The organism is Arthrobacter methylotrophus (assembly GCF_039539965.1).
GTDB classification, from domain to species: Bacteria; Actinomycetota; Actinomycetes; order Actinomycetales; family Micrococcaceae; genus Arthrobacter; species Arthrobacter methylotrophus.
In genome coordinates this window covers 1,121,920-1,139,421 of the sequence record NZ_BAABED010000001.1, presented here as the reverse complement: position 1 = coordinate 1,139,421, position 17,502 = coordinate 1,121,920, and the positions used below count along the sequence as shown (strand labels likewise).

At 63.9% G+C, this 17,502-nt stretch carries 18 protein-coding genes; 3 read left to right on the top strand and 15 right to left on the bottom strand.

Annotation, left to right across the window (positions count from 1 at the left end; translation table 11 throughout):
- Positions 1-65 precede the first annotated feature (65 nt).
- The 4 genes from ABD884_RS05595 to clpS form a co-directional block, all read right to left on the bottom strand.
- Positions 66-863 (bottom strand): MBL fold metallo-hydrolase, encoded by a 798-nt coding sequence (locus ABD884_RS05595; protein ID WP_345039494.1) that lies wholly within the window; start codon positions 861-863, stop codon positions 66-68.
- The gene (gene murI / locus ABD884_RS05590; protein ID WP_345039485.1) at positions 860-1,933 is read right to left on the bottom strand and encodes a glutamate racemase; all 1,074 of its coding nucleotides are present in this window, start codon (positions 1,931-1,933) and stop codon (positions 860-862) included. The genes ABD884_RS05595 and murI overlap by 4 nt, the downstream gene beginning before the upstream one ends.
- Positions 1,934-2,036: 103 nt before the next feature.
- Positions 2,037-2,603: a DUF2017 domain-containing protein gene (locus ABD884_RS05585; protein ID WP_345039480.1), complete on the bottom strand. Its 567-nt coding sequence runs from the start codon at positions 2,601-2,603 to the stop codon at positions 2,037-2,039.
- On the bottom strand, positions 2,596-2,982 hold the full coding sequence (gene clpS / locus ABD884_RS05580; RefSeq protein ID WP_345039474.1) for an ATP-dependent Clp protease adapter ClpS: 387 nt from the start codon (positions 2,980-2,982) through the stop codon (positions 2,596-2,598). Before clpS ends, ABD884_RS05585 begins: the two co-directional genes overlap by 8 nt.
- 61 nt (positions 2,983-3,043) lie before the next feature.
- On the opposite strand from clpS, the gene ABD884_RS05575 reads away from it, so the two are divergent.
- Complete coding sequence (locus ABD884_RS05575; protein ID WP_345039468.1) at positions 3,044-4,372, top strand: nicotinate phosphoribosyltransferase; 1,329 nt, start codon at positions 3,044-3,046, stop codon at positions 4,370-4,372.
- Positions 4,373-4,999, top strand: coding sequence for an isochorismatase family protein (locus ABD884_RS05570; RefSeq protein WP_345039462.1), 627 nt, complete (start codon positions 4,373-4,375; stop codon positions 4,997-4,999). It begins immediately after the preceding gene.
- 42 nt (positions 5,000-5,041) lie between these two features.
- On the opposite strand, the gene ABD884_RS05565 is transcribed toward ABD884_RS05570, so the two are convergent.
- The 9 genes from ABD884_RS05565 to ABD884_RS05525 form a co-directional block, all read right to left on the bottom strand.
- The gene (locus ABD884_RS05565) at positions 5,042-6,820 is read right to left on the bottom strand and encodes a DEAD/DEAH box helicase (protein WP_345039455.1); all 1,779 of its coding nucleotides are present in this window, start codon (positions 6,818-6,820) and stop codon (positions 5,042-5,044) included.
- Positions 6,817-6,966, bottom strand: a complete 150-nt coding sequence (locus tag ABD884_RS05560) for a hypothetical protein (protein WP_345039448.1) — start codon at positions 6,964-6,966, stop codon at positions 6,817-6,819. The genes ABD884_RS05565 and ABD884_RS05560 overlap by 4 nt, the downstream gene beginning before the upstream one ends.
- 110 nt (positions 6,967-7,076) lie before the next feature.
- Positions 7,077-7,418 (bottom strand): DUF3039 domain-containing protein, encoded by a 342-nt coding sequence (locus ABD884_RS05555; RefSeq protein WP_345039444.1) that lies wholly within the window; start codon positions 7,416-7,418, stop codon positions 7,077-7,079.
- 64 nt (positions 7,419-7,482) lie between these two features.
- Positions 7,483-8,265: a glucosamine-6-phosphate deaminase gene (nagB, locus tag ABD884_RS05550; RefSeq protein ID WP_345039440.1), complete on the bottom strand. Its 783-nt coding sequence runs from the start codon at positions 8,263-8,265 to the stop codon at positions 7,483-7,485.
- A 91-nt stretch (positions 8,266-8,356) separates the two neighbouring features.
- Entirely contained in the window at positions 8,357-9,928 is a 1,572-nt protein-coding gene (locus tag ABD884_RS05545) for a transporter (RefSeq protein ID WP_345039433.1), read from the bottom strand.
- Positions 9,910-10,701 (bottom strand): ABC transporter ATP-binding protein, encoded by a 792-nt coding sequence (locus ABD884_RS05540; protein WP_345039429.1) that lies wholly within the window; start codon positions 10,699-10,701, stop codon positions 9,910-9,912. Before ABD884_RS05540 ends, ABD884_RS05545 begins: the two co-directional genes overlap by 19 nt.
- A 113-nt stretch (positions 10,702-10,814) precedes the next feature.
- Positions 10,815-11,918, bottom strand: coding sequence for an NADH:flavin oxidoreductase/NADH oxidase (locus tag ABD884_RS05535; protein ID WP_345039425.1), 1,104 nt, complete (start codon positions 11,916-11,918; stop codon positions 10,815-10,817).
- Positions 11,918-12,883, bottom strand: coding sequence for a tetratricopeptide repeat protein (locus ABD884_RS05530; RefSeq protein WP_345039421.1), 966 nt, complete (start codon positions 12,881-12,883; stop codon positions 11,918-11,920). The genes ABD884_RS05535 and ABD884_RS05530 overlap by 1 nt, the downstream gene beginning before the upstream one ends.
- Before the next feature lie 36 nt (positions 12,884-12,919).
- Entirely contained in the window at positions 12,920-14,713 is a 1,794-nt protein-coding gene (locus ABD884_RS05525; protein WP_345039415.1) for a DUF8094 domain-containing protein, read from the bottom strand.
- A gap of 299 nt (positions 14,714-15,012) precedes the next feature.
- On the opposite strand from ABD884_RS05525, the gene ABD884_RS05520 reads away from it, so the two are divergent.
- Positions 15,013-16,200 (top strand): AI-2E family transporter, encoded by a 1,188-nt coding sequence (locus ABD884_RS05520; protein ID WP_376954525.1) that lies wholly within the window; start codon positions 15,013-15,015, stop codon positions 16,198-16,200.
- Between the two features lie 10 nt (positions 16,201-16,210).
- On the opposite strand, the gene ABD884_RS05515 is transcribed toward ABD884_RS05520, so the two are convergent.
- The gene (locus tag ABD884_RS05515) at positions 16,211-17,005 is read right to left on the bottom strand and encodes an alpha/beta hydrolase (protein WP_345039404.1); all 795 of its coding nucleotides are present in this window, start codon (positions 17,003-17,005) and stop codon (positions 16,211-16,213) included.
- A gap of 150 nt (positions 17,006-17,155) precedes the next feature.
- Complete coding sequence (locus tag ABD884_RS05510; RefSeq protein ID WP_028264738.1) at positions 17,156-17,488, bottom strand: hypothetical protein; 333 nt, start codon at positions 17,486-17,488, stop codon at positions 17,156-17,158.
- Between the last annotated feature and the right edge of the window lie 14 nt (positions 17,489-17,502).

Below are 17,502 nucleotides of genomic sequence, written 5' to 3'. Positions count from 1 at the left end.
CAAGCTTAGCGATCCCCCGGCCCTCCCCGGACTGCACAGCTGGACTGCGCAGACGGACTCCTGCGTCAGACCGTGTAGTGAACTCCGGCAACGGCGACGGCGACATCACCGGCAAACTCGGGCTTCGCATCGGCCATGACCTTGGTCTGCGATGTCCACACCGGTATATGGGTCAACAGGAGGCGCCGGGCTCCGGCGGCTGTCGCTGCTTGGGCGGCGCGCTTGCCGGTCAGGTGCACGTCCTTGATGTCGTCGTCGCGCCCTTCTTCGAAGGCCGCCTCGCACAAGAACAGGTCCGCGTTGCGCGCGGCATCCTCAAGGCCTTCGCACGAGTCGGTGTCCCCCGAGTAGGTGAGGATCCGGCGCACGGCATTGCCTTCTTTGTCCGGCTCGGTGACTTCCACGCGCAAGGCGTAGGCCTCTTCCACGGGGTGGTTCACGGCATAGGGCGTCACGGTGAACGGTCCAAGCTGCACGGGCTGACGTTCGGCCCAGGTGCTGAAGTCGAATTCCTCGTGCATTCCCGGGTTCAGTTCGAGCCCATAGGCGGTGGCCATGCGATCCGCTGTGGCTTCGGGACCCCAGACCCGGATTCTGTCCCGCCCCCAGCCGCCCGGCTTCCAGCGGACGGCCACGTGCAGGCCGCACAGGTCCATGCAATGGTCCGGGTGCAAGTGGGTCAGGAAGATGGCGTCGATATCTTCGAGGTCCGTGTAGCGTTGGATGGCTCCGAGGGCACCGCTGCCGATATCCAGGACGATCTTCCACTGGCGTTCACCGTCGTGCGCGGTCAGCAGGTAGCACGACGCCGGAGAGCTTGGCCCGGGGAAGGAACCTGTGCAGCCAACAATGGTCAGTTTCACTGGATGCGGCCCCCGCGGGCCGCGCCGAACTCCTTTACCGTGAAGGCTGCGGGGTCAACGAAGTTGGACGTCCTCGCATGATGGCCGCCGGCGCGGGCGGCCTCCAACATTTCCGGGGTGATGCGCGCGAGGCTTCCGGTCGGGTACTGGGCGGCTACATGGTCCACGTGGCGCACGGAGAGGACCTCGGGGCCGAGGAAGCGGCGGGCCAGGTTTTCAAATTGCGCGGCGTCTCCTGTGGCCATGAAATCATGGTGGGGCTGGACCGCATCGCTTCGCTGGATTCCGTGGGTGACCAGTGCGCGGTACACGTCCTTGGCAGTCTCCTCGGCGCTGGACACCAGGGTGACGTCCTCCCCCATGACGTATGAGATGACGCCTGTGAGCAAGGGATAGTGTGTGCAGCCCAGTACCACGGTATCCACGCCGGCATGCCTGAGCGGTTCCAGATACCCGTGGGCTGCGGCCAGGAGCTCCGGACCGGTAGTGATCCCGGCTTCCACGAAACTCACGAATTCCGGACAGGCCACCGAGGTGATGCTCAGGTCCGGAGCAGCGGCGAAAGTGTCTTCGTAAGCGCGGGAACCCACCGTTGCCGATGTCCCGATCACGCCGATCCGGCCGGACCGGGTCGCGGACACGGCCCGGCGCACGGCGGGCTGGATGACCTCAATGACGGGAATCCCATAGCGGGCTGTGTAGCGTTCGCGGGCATCGCGCAGAACCGCGGCCGAGGCTGAGTTGCAGGCAATGGTCAGTAGCTTGACGCCGGAGTCCACCAACTCGTCCATGACCCCGAGCGCATTGGCCCGGACTTCGGCGATAGGGAGCGGCCCGTACGGGCCGTTGGCGGTGTCCCCTACATAGATGATGGACTCATTGGGCAATTGGTCGATGATTGACCGTGCCACCGTGAGTCCGCCGACCCCGGAATCGAAGACGCCGATGGGGCGTGCTCCCAGCAAAGGGTTGTCTGCATTGTTAGTCAGTGTTTCCGGCCTGCGCTGGGTTTCCGGCGCTGCCTCGGCGGCGCGCTCCCCATCCGATACCGGGTCCGATGCTGAGTTCATGATTCTTAGAGAATAAAGCAAGGCATGTGCCACAGCCACGACTTGTGTCGGGGGCCTCGTGTCTGGTTTGTCACACGGAAGACCGCGAGCGCCACGTGTCAGCTCAGGATTTCCGTTCCATCGATGCCATCATGGCCTGCACCAACGATTCCTGGAGCCACGTGGTGAAGTTATAGACGAGCGCCAAATAACTTTCAACGTCCTCGGCCTGGGACCAGTCCTGCATGGCGTGGACATGGTCGGCATCGGCTTCGTCGCGGATATCGAGGCGCTCGGCCAACACCAGACGGACATCGTTGAGCGCCATGGACCAGAGTTTTGCCTCCTCCTTGCTCAGCACGAGCTCGTTGCGGTCCAGGCCCATCGCAGCGGCCCGAAGCGCGCCGATCTTTCCTTCCCGCAGCGAGCGCTCGGTGAGCTGGCGGAATTCAAGAGACGCGTCGTCGTCGTTCTTCATGACGTTCGGCAGAAGCCTCAACAGGGCGCGGTCCGACGGTTCCTTGACATTCATGTCCAGCCCGATCAAGGCCGTCAGGGGATCTTCGCCCTGGGACAGCTGTGGTTCCAGCATGGAAATGACATCGTCCAGGAGACCGCGCAGGAGTTCGCGCTCGGCGGGCTCAAGGTAGCCGGTGATGCCTTTGAGTCCGTACTTGAAAGCCTTAGCCACGTGCGCCGCCCTTGCGTCCCCGGCCCTCGCCGCTATTGCTTGCCTTTTCAACCGTCGCCCACAAGCCGTAGCCGTGCATGGCAACCGCGTGCTGCTCCACTTGTTCCTTGCCACCGTACGCCACGATGGAACGGCCCTTCTTGTGGACTTCAAGCATGAGTTTGTTGGATTTGGCCTCGGAATACCCGAAGTAGCTCTGGAAGACGTAACTCACGTAGCTCATGAGATTGACGGGATCGTTCCAGATCACCAGGTTCCAAGGGATGTCAGCAGCGCTGAGGAGGTCGGTGGACGACTGCTCCGCGGTGTCCGTCCGTTCCTCCCCCTTGAGGCCTGCGTCTGTGACGGCTGCAGTGCCGGGGGCAACGGTAGTGGTCATCTGTCCATTCTAAGGCGATGGATGGGCGCACACCGGCGAGAGTGGGGACTAGAGTGAATTCGTGAGTAGATCCGTCGCCTGGGACCACCCCCGCACGTCGCTGTACACCGATCACTACGAGCTAACAATGCTGGAAGCTGCCCTCCATTCCGGCGCGGCCCATCGGCGCTCGGTCTTCGAAGCCTTCGCCCGCCGCCTGCCCGATGGCCGCCGCTACGGAATAGTGGCCGGCACCGGCCGCTTGCTTGAGGGAATCAAGGACTTCCAATTCGGCGACGCCGAGCTTGCCTTCCTGGACGGGAACCAAGTAGTGGACAAGCAGACGCTGGACTTCCTCGCCGACTACAGGTTTTCCGGAGACATCTGGGGCTATCCCGAGGGCGAGGCCTATTTCCCCGGCTCCCCGATCCTGATCGTCGAATCAACCTTCGCTGAGGCGTGCATCCTGGAAACGTACATCCTGTCCGTGCTCAACCACGACACGGCCATTGCCTCGGCCGCCTCCCGCATGACCAGCGCGGCCGGAAGCCGGCCGTGTATCGAGATGGGTTCCCGCCGCACCCAGGAGGAATCCGCGACGGCGGCAGCCCGGGCCGCAGTGATCGCAGGTTTTGGCAGTACCTCCAATCTTGAGGCCGGCCGCCGCTACGGCATCAGGACAGTGGGCACAGCCGCCCATTCGTTCACGCTCCTGCACGACACCGAGCGTGAAGCCTTCGAAGCGCAGATCTCGGCGTTCGGACCGGGAACGACGCTCTTGGTGGACACCTACGACGTCGAGACCGGGGTACGCACCGCGGTGGAACTCGCAGGGAGCAAGCTCGGAGCAGTCCGCTTGGACTCCGGAGACCTGGTGGCGCAGGCGCAATGGGTGCGGGAACTTCTGGATGGTCTCGGTAACCTCGACACCCGGATCGTCGTCACCTCGGATCTCGACGAGTTCGCGATTGCTGCCCTGCAGTCAGCCCCGGTGGACGTGTACGGCGTCGGAACTTCCTTGGTCACGGGCTCGGGAGCCCCGACGGCCAGCATGGTCTACAAACTGGTCAGCCGGGCCGACGATGCCGGGGAATTCGTTTCCGTGGCCAAGACCGCCAAGAACAAGGCTAGTGTCGGCGGCCGCAAATACGCCCTCCGCAAGCTCAATGAACTCGGCATCGCAACCCAGGAGATCGTGGGCATCGGGCATCGGCCGGACGACGACGGCAACGACCGCCCCCTGCTCCAGCAGTTCGTGAAGAACGGCGAGTTGCTTCCAGGGTGGACAGGACACGAAGGCGTGGTCCGGGCCCAGGAACGCCATGCTGCCACCATGGCCGAACTACCCCCAGTGGTCCGGAGGCTGCAGCGCGGCGAACCGGCAATCCCCACCGTCTACGAGGAGGACTGAATGTCCCGCGCCCTGATCATCGTCGACGTCCAGAACGACTTCTGCGAGGGCGGGTCCCTCGCAGTCGAAGGTGGTGCCGCCACGGCCGCGGCCATCAGCGAATATCTTGACTCCAACCGCCAGCACTTCGACCACATCGTGGCCACGCAGGACTGGCACGTCGATCCCGGCAGCCACTTTTCGGAAACCCCGGACTTCGTGGACAGTTGGCCTCCGCATTGCCGCGCCGGAAGCAAAGGCGCTGAGCTCCACCCGGACCTGGATGCCGAGTACATCCAGGCCTGCTTCCGCAAGGGACAATTCACCGCGGCGTACTCAGGGTTCGAAGGAGTCCTTGCACCCGAAGACGAGGTGCCCATGGGCGAGCTCGCTTCCGGCGCCGTCCCCTCCGTCGAACCGGACGAAGACGCGCTCGGGCTCGACGACTGGCTGCAAAGCCACGGAGTGGAAGAAGTGGTGGTGGTGGGAATCGCGACAGACTATTGCGTCAAAGCCACTGCCCTGGATGCTGTCCAAGCAGGCTACTCCGTGACGGTGATCGGCGAACTCACCGCCGGAATCGCGGAGGATCTCGACGAGACCTACGCGGAGCTGGAAGAAAACGGCGTCGAGCTCAGCATGGGCTAAGCCTGCGCTGACGGGAGCGTGGCCGGGAGCAGCCAAGCAAGGCTATTTCCGCCCGATGAACCAATCCTGAAGCTTGCGCAAGCGAGACTGCAATTGCTCTTCGTTCGCCTGCGCGACCGCCGGTCCGCCACACACCTCGCGCAACTTGGTGTGCACGACGCCGTGCGGGGTGCCGGTCCGCGCGGACCACGCCGCGACGTTCTTCGCAAGCTCATGACGCAAGTCCATCAGCATGCGGTGGTCCGGGACAGCTGGCGACGCGGCCGCAGCCAACGGTGATTGCTTTTTCTTCCGCGACTGCTGATCATGCTGGCGTTGCCGCAACAGCGTTCCCACCTGTTCGGCGTCGAGCAGTCCCGGGATCCCGAGGAAATCGAGCTCGTCCTCGGAGCCGATGTCCGCACCCGTGCCGAATTCGCCGCCGTCGAACAGCACCCGGTCAAAGGACGCTTGGGAATCGAGGGCTTCGAACTTACCCTTTTCGAGGGAATCTGACGCCCTTTCCTCGCGGTTGGCCTCGGCCATGAGGTTCTCTTCGGGATTGAAGAGGCCGTCCGGGTCTTCCTTCTCGGGCCGGTCCAGGGCATGGTCCCGCTCGGCTTCCATGGAGTTCGCCAAAACCATGAGGGGCGGAACGGAAGGCAGGAATACCGACGCCGTCTCGCCACGCTTGCGGGCCCGGACGAAGCGGCCCACGGCTTGGGCGAAGAACAGCGGCGTAGATGTGGACGTCGCATAAACGCCCACCGAGAGCCGGGGAACGTCCACGCCTTCGGACACCATGCGGACCGCCACCATCCAGCGCTTGTCGCTGGCGGTGAACTCTTCGATCTTGTGCGATGCCTTGGAATCATCGGACAAAATCACCGTGGGTGACTGGCCCGTGATTTTCTTGAGCTGACCGGCATAGGCTCGGGCGTCGTCGTGATCCGTGGCAATGACCAGGCCCCCGGCGTCGGGCACGGTACGGCGGACCTCGCCCAGGCGCTTGTCGGCGGCAGCAAGAACCGCGGGAATCCATTCGCCGCTGGGGTTCAGGGCGGTCCGCCACGCGTGGGAGGTGACGTCCTTGGTCACGGCAGCCTCGCCGAGGGAAGCCGCCATTTCCTCCCCCGCGCTGGTGCGCCAGCGCATCTGGCCCGAATACGCCATGAACAGCACGGGACGGACAACGTGGTCCCTCAAGGCGTTGCCGTAGCCGTATGTGTAGTCCGCTTTCGAACGGCGGATACCGTCGCGGTCCTCCGCATATTCGACGAAAGGGATGGGCGAGGTATCGGAACGGAACGGTGTTCCCGTGAGGGCCAGGCGCCGCGCAGCAGGATCGAAGGCCTCACGCAATCCGTCGCCCCAGGACAATGCCTCCCCACCGTGGTGGATTTCGTCCAAAATGACCAAGGTGCGGGCAGCTTCGGTCTTGGCCCGGTGCAGCATTGGCTTGCTGGCCACCTGCGCATACGTCACGGCGACTCCGACGAACCCCCTGCCGTGCTGACCGTCGGAATTCTTGAAGTTCGGGTCGATGGCAATACCTACCCTGGCTGCGGCGTCGGCCCACTGCCGTTTCAGGTGGTCCGTGGGAGCCACAATCGTCACGCGGTTCACGGTTCCGCTATCAAGGAGTATGGACGCAACCCGTAGAGCGAAGGTGGTCTTACCGGCGCCCGGCGTTGCGACGGCGAGGAAATCGCGCGGGCTCCTGTTGAGATACAGGTCCAGTGCTTCCTGCTGCCAGGCGCGCAACTTCGGGGCGGTTCCCCAGGCTGCGCGCTCCGGATATGCCGGGGGCAGCGCAGGGCCGCCGAAGAGTGTTTCAGTCACGCGGATTCCACCCGCCTGGTGTCTGCTTGACTCGCGGCAATCAAGCCGCGGTCCACGCCACCAGGCGCGGCTCCATGCAGGCCGCTGCGCGAGGCAGCGGCAATTCCCAGCAAGGCCGCTGCAGCCAGCGAAACCCAAGTAACCACAAAAACACCAATCTGTTCCGAATGCGCCGGATCACGCAGGGCAGCACCCAGGCAGGAGAAAGCTCTCCTCCGCCTACTACCAGGAATTCCCGACTTCTAGGGCTTGATCACTACTTCGAGTCGCCCGAGCCGCCGTCCTTGTCTCCGCCGTCCTTGCCGGGGCGAAGACCTTCATAGATTTCTTTGCACTCGGGGCAGATCGGGAACTTCTGCGGATCGCGGCCTGGCGTCCACACTTTACCGCACAGCGCAATCACGGGCGCGCCGGTCACGGCGGACTCCATGATCTTTTCCTTGCGGACATAGTGCGAAAAGCGCTCCCGGTCACCGGGTTCCACTTCTTGGCGCGTTTCCTCGCGCTCAATGGTCGCAGTGGATGTTCCGGCTCCGGAAAGCTCGCGCATGGGATCGTTTTCGAATGGGTCCGGAGGCAGCGTCGTCATGCCATCCATCTTAGCCGCTGGAGCCTCGGCGTCAGATGCATCGCGTCGGATGCCGTTGGTCGGGTGCAGTGGATCAGATGGTCTGCCACTTCGGTTTGTTGTCGTAGGTGTGCCGATAGTAGTCGGCGAGCTTGAGGGAGGATGCCGCGGCTTCATCGATCAGGATGGTGGCGTGCGGGTGCATTTGCAGCACTGATGCCGCGCAGATCGCTGCGACCGGGCCCTCGACGAAGTCCCGGACAGCCTGGGCTTTCTGGGCTCCGGTGGCAATCAGGACAACATGCCGGGCATCCATGATGGTCCCAAGCCCTTGCGTCACCACGTGGTGCGGGACATCGTCGATGCTCTTGAAAAAGCGGGCATTGTCTTTGCGGGTTTGCTCGATCAGCGTCTTGATCCGGGTCCGCGAAGCGAGCGAAGAGCCTGGCTCATTGAATCCGATGTGGCCGTCCGTGCCTACACCGAGAATCTGCAGATCGACTCCCCCGAGCTCACGCATCGTGTCCTCGTACGCTTGGCAGGCTGCGGGAAGGTCCTCAGCTGCACCGTCGGGGCTATGGACATTGGCGGGGTCGATATTGACCCTATCGGTAAATTCGCGGCGGATGACTTCACGGTACGACTCCGGATGCCCGGGCTCGAGCCCGACATATTCATCGAGGGCGAAGGCGTGTGCCTGGCTGAAGTCGAGGCCGCTTTCCTGGTGACGGCGCGCAAGCTCGTCGTAGACAGGAAGCGGAGAAGACCCCGTGGCCAGGCCCAGGACCGCGTTCGGCTTTCGAACGAGCAACGCCTCGATGGCATCCGCGGCAAGCGCCCCGATCTGCTTGTTTCCCGAAAGAATGACAACTTCCATGTCCACGACCTTTCTCGCTGTGTTCCCGGATCGACTATTAGATCTTGAGGTTATCCCATGTCCCACAACTTGTCATTGTTGCTCCATGGAATCAACGGTTGACGCTCAATTGCGCGAAGAGTTCAGGTCCGCGCCGGTCGAGCCAGCGGCCTCCGAGCCATACACCCGCCACGAAAAGAACAACCCCGAGGACCGCACCGATGGCTAGATTGATCCATCCCCACTTTGGATCTTCCGTGATGGACTGCAGCACCACAAGTGCAAGTTCCGGAAGGACCAGGAAAAACAGCACCGCCATTCCTCCGAATTGGACGGCCAGCGTCTGGGCGACGTTTCCCGGGGGCTTCTTGAACGGGCTGTCCCCGGGCAACGGCACGCTTGAGGTGTACCGCGCCGACACGATGGAGGACAGGCCGAGGCCCGTGAACAGAACCCCCAAGGAAAGGCCCAGAATACCGGGCAGCCAATCCCAGTCTCCCGTCAGGAAGAAGGGCCCGATGGCGAAGATCAACACCACAGGGAGGGCGAAGGACAAGCAAGCCAAGGCCCGGCCGAGCCGGTCGTGGATGCCGCGGACCCCGGTAGCCAGATGCAGCGCAAATGCGGTGCTGTCGTACGAAACATCCGCGGCAATGGACCATGCGAGGACAAAAGCAGCCAAGGGTCCAAGAATCATCAGCAGGGAGTAGCTTCCGGACTGTCCCGACTGGAACAAGAAAATCACGGGCAACAACGGAACCACAATCAGCGCGGCGGCGTAGCGCGGATCGCGGATCCAGTAGCTGAGCGCGCGAGCGGCCACGGCACCCGTGGGCGTTGCCGGAAGAAGTCCGAACAAGCCGAGTTTTCCACCGCGCTTCCCTGAACCCCCCGAATATCGCGGCGTGACCAGCGCCCGCTTGAGCAGGGCATTCCACGCGGCGAACAACACGAGGAGGGTGGCCAAGGAGATCAGAACCTTGATGCCCGCCCCCGCAACATCTCCGGACGCCAGATCCCCGCCGAGGGACCAAGGAGCTCCGAGCGGAGTCCAGGCGACAGTCCGGGCCAGTTCGGGGAGATAGCCGGTGGAACCGGACACCCCCTTGATGACGCCGGCAACCAGCGGTCCCATCAGCACCAGGGGCACGAGGACCACAATGCTGCTCACGTCCTTGAAGCGGCGGGACGCTGCGAGGCCGGCAGTCGCCGTCGTGATGACTTTCGACAACACCACGCAACTCAGGACCCCCAGGGCTGCACCCAGCAAGGCGCCGAGCACTGCGGGCGCGCTGCGCCACCATGTTGCCACGGTGAACAACGCCACCACCATCGTGGACAAGCCCGGGACTCCAATGAAACCGGCAAGGGCCAGGCCGACAAGCATCTGGCGCATGGGGATCGCCGTCGTCGTGAACCGCGAAGGATCAAGCGTCATGTCCGCCGCTGAAGCCATGAGCGGAACGACAGCCCAGCCCAGGAGCGCCGCGGCACCACCGAGGACGACGGCGGTTTGTGCGGTCTCGGTATCGGCCCACCGGAGGGCGACGAGCGCCCCGGCCAAGCTCGCCACGACCCCCAGCGCGTAGAGTCCACCGATCGCCATGCCCACGATCTGACCCGGGCTGCGGCGGAAACCGTTCAGCAAGAGCCGCCACTTCAGGCTCAGAAGGTGCGCAACCATTCCAGCCCTTCCGTCCTGTTCCCGCCGCCGACCAACTGCACAAACCGTTCCTCGAGCGTAGCCCCGTTGCGGACCTCGTCCACGGTTCCGGCGGCCAGCACCCTGCCGGCAGCAACAACGGCCACGTGCGAGCACATGCGCTGCACAAGGTCCATGACATGGCTCGAGACGATCACCGTCCCTCCCGAGGCCACATAATTGTCCAGGATCCCCCGGATGTTGGCCGCGGATACGGGATCCACGGACTCAAAGGGTTCGTCCAGCACCAGCAGCCTTGGTGCGTGGATGAGCGCCGAGGCCAGCGCGATCTTCTTTGTCATGCCGGCCGAGTAGTCCACCACGAGGGTACCTGCATCGGCGCCCAGGTCCAGGGCCGCCATGAGTTCTCCCACCCGGTGGGCCACGACTTCCCGGTCCATCCCGCGGAGCAGCCCGGCATAAGTGACCAGCTGTTCACCAGTCAACCGGTCAAAGAGGCGAACGCCGTCGGGCAGTATCCCCATCAGCCGCTTGGCTTCCAACGGTTTCGCCCACACGTCCACCCCATGGATGAGGGCCGTTCCGAAATCGGGCCGGAGGAGTCCTGTGGCCATGGACAACGTGGTGGTCTTCCCCGCCCCGTTCGGGCCGACCACCCCGTAGAAGGAACCGGCAGGCACGTCCAGGCTGATCCCGTCAACGGCGATCTTGCCCCCGAAGCGTTTCGCCAGACCGCGCAGAGCCAAGGCCGGCACCGGGAAAGCGGGAGAGGTATCGGGAAACTGGACATTCATCCAGTCAGCCTAGCCCGGGCGACGCGTCGGGAAGTCGCGCCGGAGGGGTAACTTCGAAACGTCCTCCCGGACCTGTCTCATCCCAAAGGATGAGTTCTCAGGATGGCTGCGCCTCAGAAGCTATGCCGTGGCACTGCACGCTGATACTGTGGCGCCCACTCCAGGGGGTAGCCGAGCTCAAAGGCGGCACGAAGCCACCAGTGCGGATCACGGAGGGCCGCACGTGCCATGAACACGCCGTCGGCTTGGCCGGTAGCCACTGTGTGTTCAGCTTGTCCCGAGGCGGTCAGGAATCCAACAGCCCCGGTAGGGACGTTGGCCTCGCGCCGGATCTGCGCGGAGAATCCTGTCTGATAGCCGGGACCGGCCTTGATCTGCTGGTGGGCCACAGCTCCCCCGCTGGAGACGTCCACCAAGTCAACACCGTGCTCAGACGCCGATCGCGCGAGGCGCACTGAGGCGTCAATGTCCACGCCGCCCTCGGCCCAGTCGCTCGCGGAGATCCGGAGCAGTAACGGCATCGAATCCGGGATGACGGCACGAACGGCGTCGATGACCGCTAGCGTCAAGCGGTTCCGGCCCGTCTCGCTGCCTCCCCAGGCATCCTTGCGCTTGTTGATGAGCGGGCTCTGGAACTCGTGCAGCAAGTAGCCATGCGCGCCGTGAATCTCGACCGTGTCGAAGCCCGCGTCCACGGCCCGCGATGCTGCCGCCGCGAAGTCGGAGATAACGGCCTGAATATCGGCCTCCGTCATGGCAACAGGAGCGGCGAGCCCGGCAAAAGGCTCGGCACCCGGACCCCGAGTCACCCAACCGCCGTCGGACTCCGCGACGGATCCGCTCTCTTCAGCGAAGGGCCAGTAGGTGGAAGCCTTGCGGCCTGCGTGCGCCAGTTGGGCGCCGATCTTGCCGCCGACAGCGCTATTGCGGTGGACGAAGTCGACCGTCCGCTCCCACCCAGCAGCCTGCTCATCCGAATACAGGCCGGCATCCCGGGGGCTGATCCTGCCCTCGGGACTGACGGCCGCCGCCTCGGTGAGGATGAGTGCCGCACCACCTGTGGCAAACGCCCCAAGATGCACCAAGTGCCAATCGTTGGGCACGCCTCCCCCGCCGTCGGGCGAACAACTGTACTGGCACATCGGCGAAACCCAGCCGCGATGCGCTACGGTCAGCGAGCGCAACCGAAGCGGGCTGAACAGAGCAGGCTGCGCCATCAGAAGAGAACCCGCGCGAGACCTTGCCGCGCTTTGGCAACACGTTCGTCCGAAATGCCGACGACGTCGAACAGTTCCAGGAGGCGTACGCGCGCCGTTTCGCGCTCCGGCCCGAAGTTGCGGCCGATAAAAGCAATGATGCGGTTGAACGCATCCTCGACGTGTCCACCCGAAATGTCCAGGTCCGCGACGCTGAGCTGCACCTCGAGGTTGTCCGGTTCTTCCGCCGCCTGCTGTCGCACGGCCTCTGCTTCGGCTGCGCTCAGGGACTCAATGCGCCCCATCAATTCCACTTGGGCCAGCCCGGCCTTCGCCTCGGCATCTGCCGGCTTCTCGGCAAGCGCCTGGCGGTAAGCCCTCGCGGCAGCGGCGTAGTCCCCGGCTTCGATGGCATCGAAAGCCGCCTGGTGCAGCGGCGGCAGAGGGGGAGCCTCCCCTGCCGGCACCCCTGCGCCGATGCTTCCCGTCACGCCGTTGGCTTCGGCCACTTTCAGGAGTTCATCGATGAGGCTGCGGATTTCCTGATCCGAAGCGGGGCCCTCGAAGAGCGGCACCGGCTGTCCCTTCAAGACCGCGATGGCGGTGGGGATGGCCTGGACTTGGAATGCCTGGGCGAGCTGCGGGAACGCGTCAACGTCAGCGGCGGCCAGCACTACTTTGCCGGCGTAGCCTTCAACGACGCCTTCGAAGCTATGCAGCAGGGTCGAAGCCTCCAGGGAGCGGTTGGACCACAAAAGGAAGAGGATGGGAATCTGCGCGGACAGCTGGACGAGGTCCTGGAAATTTGCCTCGGTGGCATCCACGCGCAGTGGTTGTTGGCTTCCGGGATTGCTCCCGGAGCCGGCCGGGGCGCCGCTCGGTGCCGCGGGCGCCGGGCGCCGCAAAGCAGAGAGGTCGACGGCGCCGCGAAGGTTGAGCTGGCTTGCAGCGGCTGGAGAGACGGGACGGGATCCTGGCGAACTCATACCGTCCACTCTAGCCGCTGCAAGAACAGCATTTTCCTACTTGAAGCTGGCCCCGACCAGACCGCGGACAGCCGCGACGAGCTTCATGGGAGAAGTCGAGCCCGCCGGCGGAATGTACAAGGCCACCGATTCCGCGAAGGTCTGGACAAGGCCCACCGTGGTGGAATCGCCGCCCGCGAGCACAGCCGCGGCTTTGTCTACCGTCAGCGTGTCGCCATCAGCCTTGGGCTTGCTCGTGAAATCGAAATTCAGCTTTCCCACGACTACCGCTCCGCCGTCCGAGGTCCGGAACACCGCCGTATCCTCCGGGGAAGGAGTGTGCGTGAAGGTGAAGTCTCCATTGGTCCCCGACTTCACCGTGCTCGCCTGGTAGTCGAGGACATCCGCAATGTATGGCGAGTTTGTTCCCTCCACCAGCTTGTCCTTGTACACCGAATCCGCCTTCGTCAAGCGGTCGCTCAGGGCAGCGAGTGCCTCCGTGCCGCTGTATTGCAGGCCGGTCTTGTCATTGGCCGCCACTTGCTCGGTTCCACCCAACGGGATCGCAGGGAACGAAGTTCCAGGCTGAAGCGGAGAGGTGTTCTTCAGTTTATAGTTCTCACGCGGCGAGGCCTGGACGAGGGTCAGGACCTGGGGAACCACGTTTCCCTCGCCCTGCGTCAAGGCGATGACCGTGCGCGGCCAGGTTCGCTGCGTGGAAATGACACTACCCAGCAATTTGCTGGACCGCACCGGCATCCGGGCCTCGTGCGTGGCAACTTGGGACCGGATCTTGTAGTTCTGCGTGCGAACCTGCAGCTCCGTGCCGTCAACCCGTGGGGCGAGCTTGGCAGCATCACGTGCGGCATCCCCGGCGGTCACTGCGCTGGCAACCTGGTCCAAGATCCGCTTCAGCTGTGCGTCGACCACCACCGGGGTAGTCTGCGCACCGGCCGTCGATGAGGGACTCGCCGTCGGGGACGGGGTCTCGGCCGCCTGGGCGGCGCCCACCGCAGTGCCACCCACGAGGGCCGCCACGACGGCGGCAGCCACGGCCGAAATACGGAGCGCGGGACCGCCGGGACCCTTCTTGGTTTCCTGGGCAGCGGTATCGACGTCGGTAGCATCGACGTCGGTAGTAGCATCCCCGGCGGCCGTGTCCTTAGCGGCTTCCGTCTTCTCCCTGGCCGCCGGTTCGCCTGGACCAAAGCCCTTGCGCCGGCCGCCTTTGCCTCGGCGGCCAGTGAACTTGCTGACGAACGGCAGCGCCGCACCAGCGACGATGAGGATCGCGCCAATGACGATGAGCGGGACGGCCCACGGCATGCTGGCATCGTTGGCGTATGTTACGGAGACCGACGATGGCGCCGGCTTGGTTCCATCGCTGGCCAACAGGAGAGACCAGTTGCCACTCGCGGGCGGGGTCCAAGTGTAGTCCAACTGGCCGCTCGCGTTCTGCGTTTCAACCCACATATCCGATCCAGCCGGGGACGGGGCTTTGGCCTCGCCGTCGGTGCTGGAAAGCTGGAGGGACTTACCGTCCTCGGACACTCCGGTGATGCTGTTGTGCGCGGTCTTGCCTACCCACGCATCGACGTCATCCGGGCGTCCAACGGCCAACACGAAGTTGCCGTCTCCCTTAATGCTGATTTGCGTGGGGCCGCCCTTATGGGCCAGCACGTCGTGGGTGATTACCGTCAGCGGAGCGGGCTTGGAGTCGCCCGGGGCGGACGCGGTCACGGTCTCGGCCGGAGCCCAAAAGGTCAGCTGGCCAATGCCGGCCAACAGTGTCAGCAGGCCAAGCAGCACCAGCGAAACTGCAGTCTTCAATCGCACAGGAATACCAATCATCAGCGGTCGTTGAACTTCAAGGGTAACGGTTTTGTTACCAATGAGTCAGTTCGGGGTCCTCCCGAAAGGCTTCCCGACACACCGTTTCCCCCCTAGAATTCGCCAATTCCGGCCTGCTGATAGTGTGGCGAACAACATGAGATCGGGCGTTCTCCGGAGCCTGACAGCCGAACGAAAAGGCAGCTGAACACGTGAAAGAGCGCAAGGACCCGACACCCGCCGAGCAACAACCGGGGACCAGCCCGGATGCTGTGGCTCATGGGTCTGCCCACGATGGCAAAGATCACGGTGAGGGCCTCATGGCTTCCTTCGTCCGCCGCCTCCGCCAGCCCATTCCTGGCGCCCAACCGCGGGTCCGTTTCGAGATGCCTCCCGAGCTTGAGCAGGATCTGGCAGCCGAGGCCGAGGATGAATCCGCTGGTCCGAAGTTCGGTTCCCCCGGTCCAAGGATGTCCGCGCAGCATCCGCTGTATGTCGGCTTCATGGGTACGGCCGGCGTCGGCATAGCCCTTTTGCTGTACTACATCGGCACCAATACCGCCCAGCTCTTGTTGTGGATCGTGACCGCATTGTTCATTGCACTGGGCTTGGATCCCGTGGTCCGCTGGCTCGAAATGAGCAAGGTTCCCCGGCCCGCCGGAGTCGCCATCGCAGTCGGAGCCCTTGTTGCCGGAGTGGCAGCGTTTTTCAGCACGCTCATCCCGACCATCGTGGAACAGGTCTCGCAGATCGTGCAGCAGGCTCCGGACTGGATCCGGGGCTTCATGAACTCAGATTTCTTCCGCTCCATCGACAGCCAGTTTGGCGTCCGCGACAAGATCAGTCAGGAGCTGGACAAATTCGTCAAGAACCCTGACGCAATGGGCGGTATCTTCGGCGGCGTCGTCGGCTTCGGTTCCACTGTGGCCAACGGGGTGTTCGGGACGCTCATCGTCCTCGTCCTCAGCCTGTACTTCCTCGGTGCGCTGCCTGCCATGAAAAGGTGGGGCTATCGCTTGGCGCCCCGCTCCCGCAGGCCCCGCGTGGAAGCCCTGTCAGAGGAAATCACCCGCTCCGTTGGCAACTACGTGATCGGCCAGGTGTGCGTAGCTTTGCTGAACGCACTCTTTGCCTTCATCGTCATGAGCATCTTGGGCATTCCGTTCAGCATCCTTCTGGCCTTCGTGGTTGCGTTGCTTGCCTTCATTCCGCTGGTGGGGGGAATGATTGCCGCTGTGGTGGTCATTCTGGTCGCCCTGACCGCAAGCTGGCAGACCGCAGTGATCTATGCCGTCTGCTACGTCGCTTACCTGCAGTTCGAGGCCTACTTCATCTCTCCGCGCATTATGCAGAAGGCCGTTGCCGTCCCGGGTGCAGTGGCCGTAATTTCCGTGATCGCAGGCGGCAGCCTACTGGGCATTCTGGGGGCTTTGATCGCCATCCCGACGGCGGCGGCAATCATGCTCCTGATCAAGGAAGTCTTTATCATCCGCCAGGACCGCCACTAGCCCGTGCCCATCAGACCGTGGCCACTGGGCCTGCCCAGCGGCGCGGCAGGCCATCGGGTCCCGCACCGGTTTCCGTGACGTCGTCAACGATCTCGTCCAAGACGCGGGCGGCATACTTCTCCCCGACCCACAGGTGCTTGGCGCCGTCGATCCCCAGGACGCGCGCCTGCGGCACCAGGCCGAAACGCTCGGTGGCCTCAGCGGGCTGGAGATAATCGTCGTGTTCCGGAACCAGGACCGTCAACGGCTTTCCTGAGGCAGCCCATTCCTTCAAATGCACGTCCGTAGCCCGGTGCAAGGGCGGAGACAGCAGGACAGCGCCCTCCACTCGGGACGCTATCGGTTCAACCGCCCCGTACATCAAGGCGAGCTCCGTGCCAAAGGACCAGCCCACCAACCAGCGGTTCGGGAGCCCGCGTTCGGCTGCGAAGCGAACGGCGGCCTCGACGTCGTACCGTTCACCGATGCCTTCTTCGAAGTGCCCCTGGCTAGTACCTCGCGGCGAGTGCGTCCCGCGCGTGTTGAACCGCAAAACCGCGACGCCGGCCAGTGCCGGAAGGCGATAGGACGCCTTCCGATAGACGTGCGAATCCATGAACCCACCGTGCGTGGGCAAGGGATGCAAGGTAATGAGGGTTGCTGAGATTTCGCCGGATTCCGGCGATGCAAGCTCTCCCACCAACAGCTTGCCGTCCTCAGTGAGGAACTCCACGTTCTCTCGGCGCGCCGGCAAAACCGTGGATGCGCGAATGTCCGTGGGAGACTCCGGCTGACTGAAAACGAGGGAGGCAGGATCGAAACTCATGCTTCCAAGCTTAAGTGCTCGGCGGCAGCGTCGTCGTCGTGGTTTTCCCGCTTTTGGCCGTTAGCGCAGTCCGGGCTCCCCGTCATTCCGGGTGTTCCGAAGGGCCGCCCCGGCCAAAGGTGGGAAGATTCAGCGGGCCGTCTCAAGTGCTTAACGGTACCTGTAGGTCCGGCCTGTCCAGCAGTTGTTGTGCCAGTGGCGTCGTTCCGCCAAACCTGCGGCCTCGCCGAAAAGATGTGTCTCGGACCACACCACCAAGTGGGCTATCCCGGGCAGGATGGCCATCGAACAACCTGGGCAAATATAGGTTTTCTCGGCATTCCGCGCGGTCATGGTCCGGACCATCCAGTCGCCGTCGGGGGCGCTTTCTCTGCGGGCGATCCCCGAACGGGCACGTTCCAGGTCCAGCTCGGGCGACTCGCCTGTGCGTTTCCAGCTTGCTTTGGCTGATTCGGTGCGTCGGGGGCGGTTGGAGCGGGGCATGACTCCATTCTGCC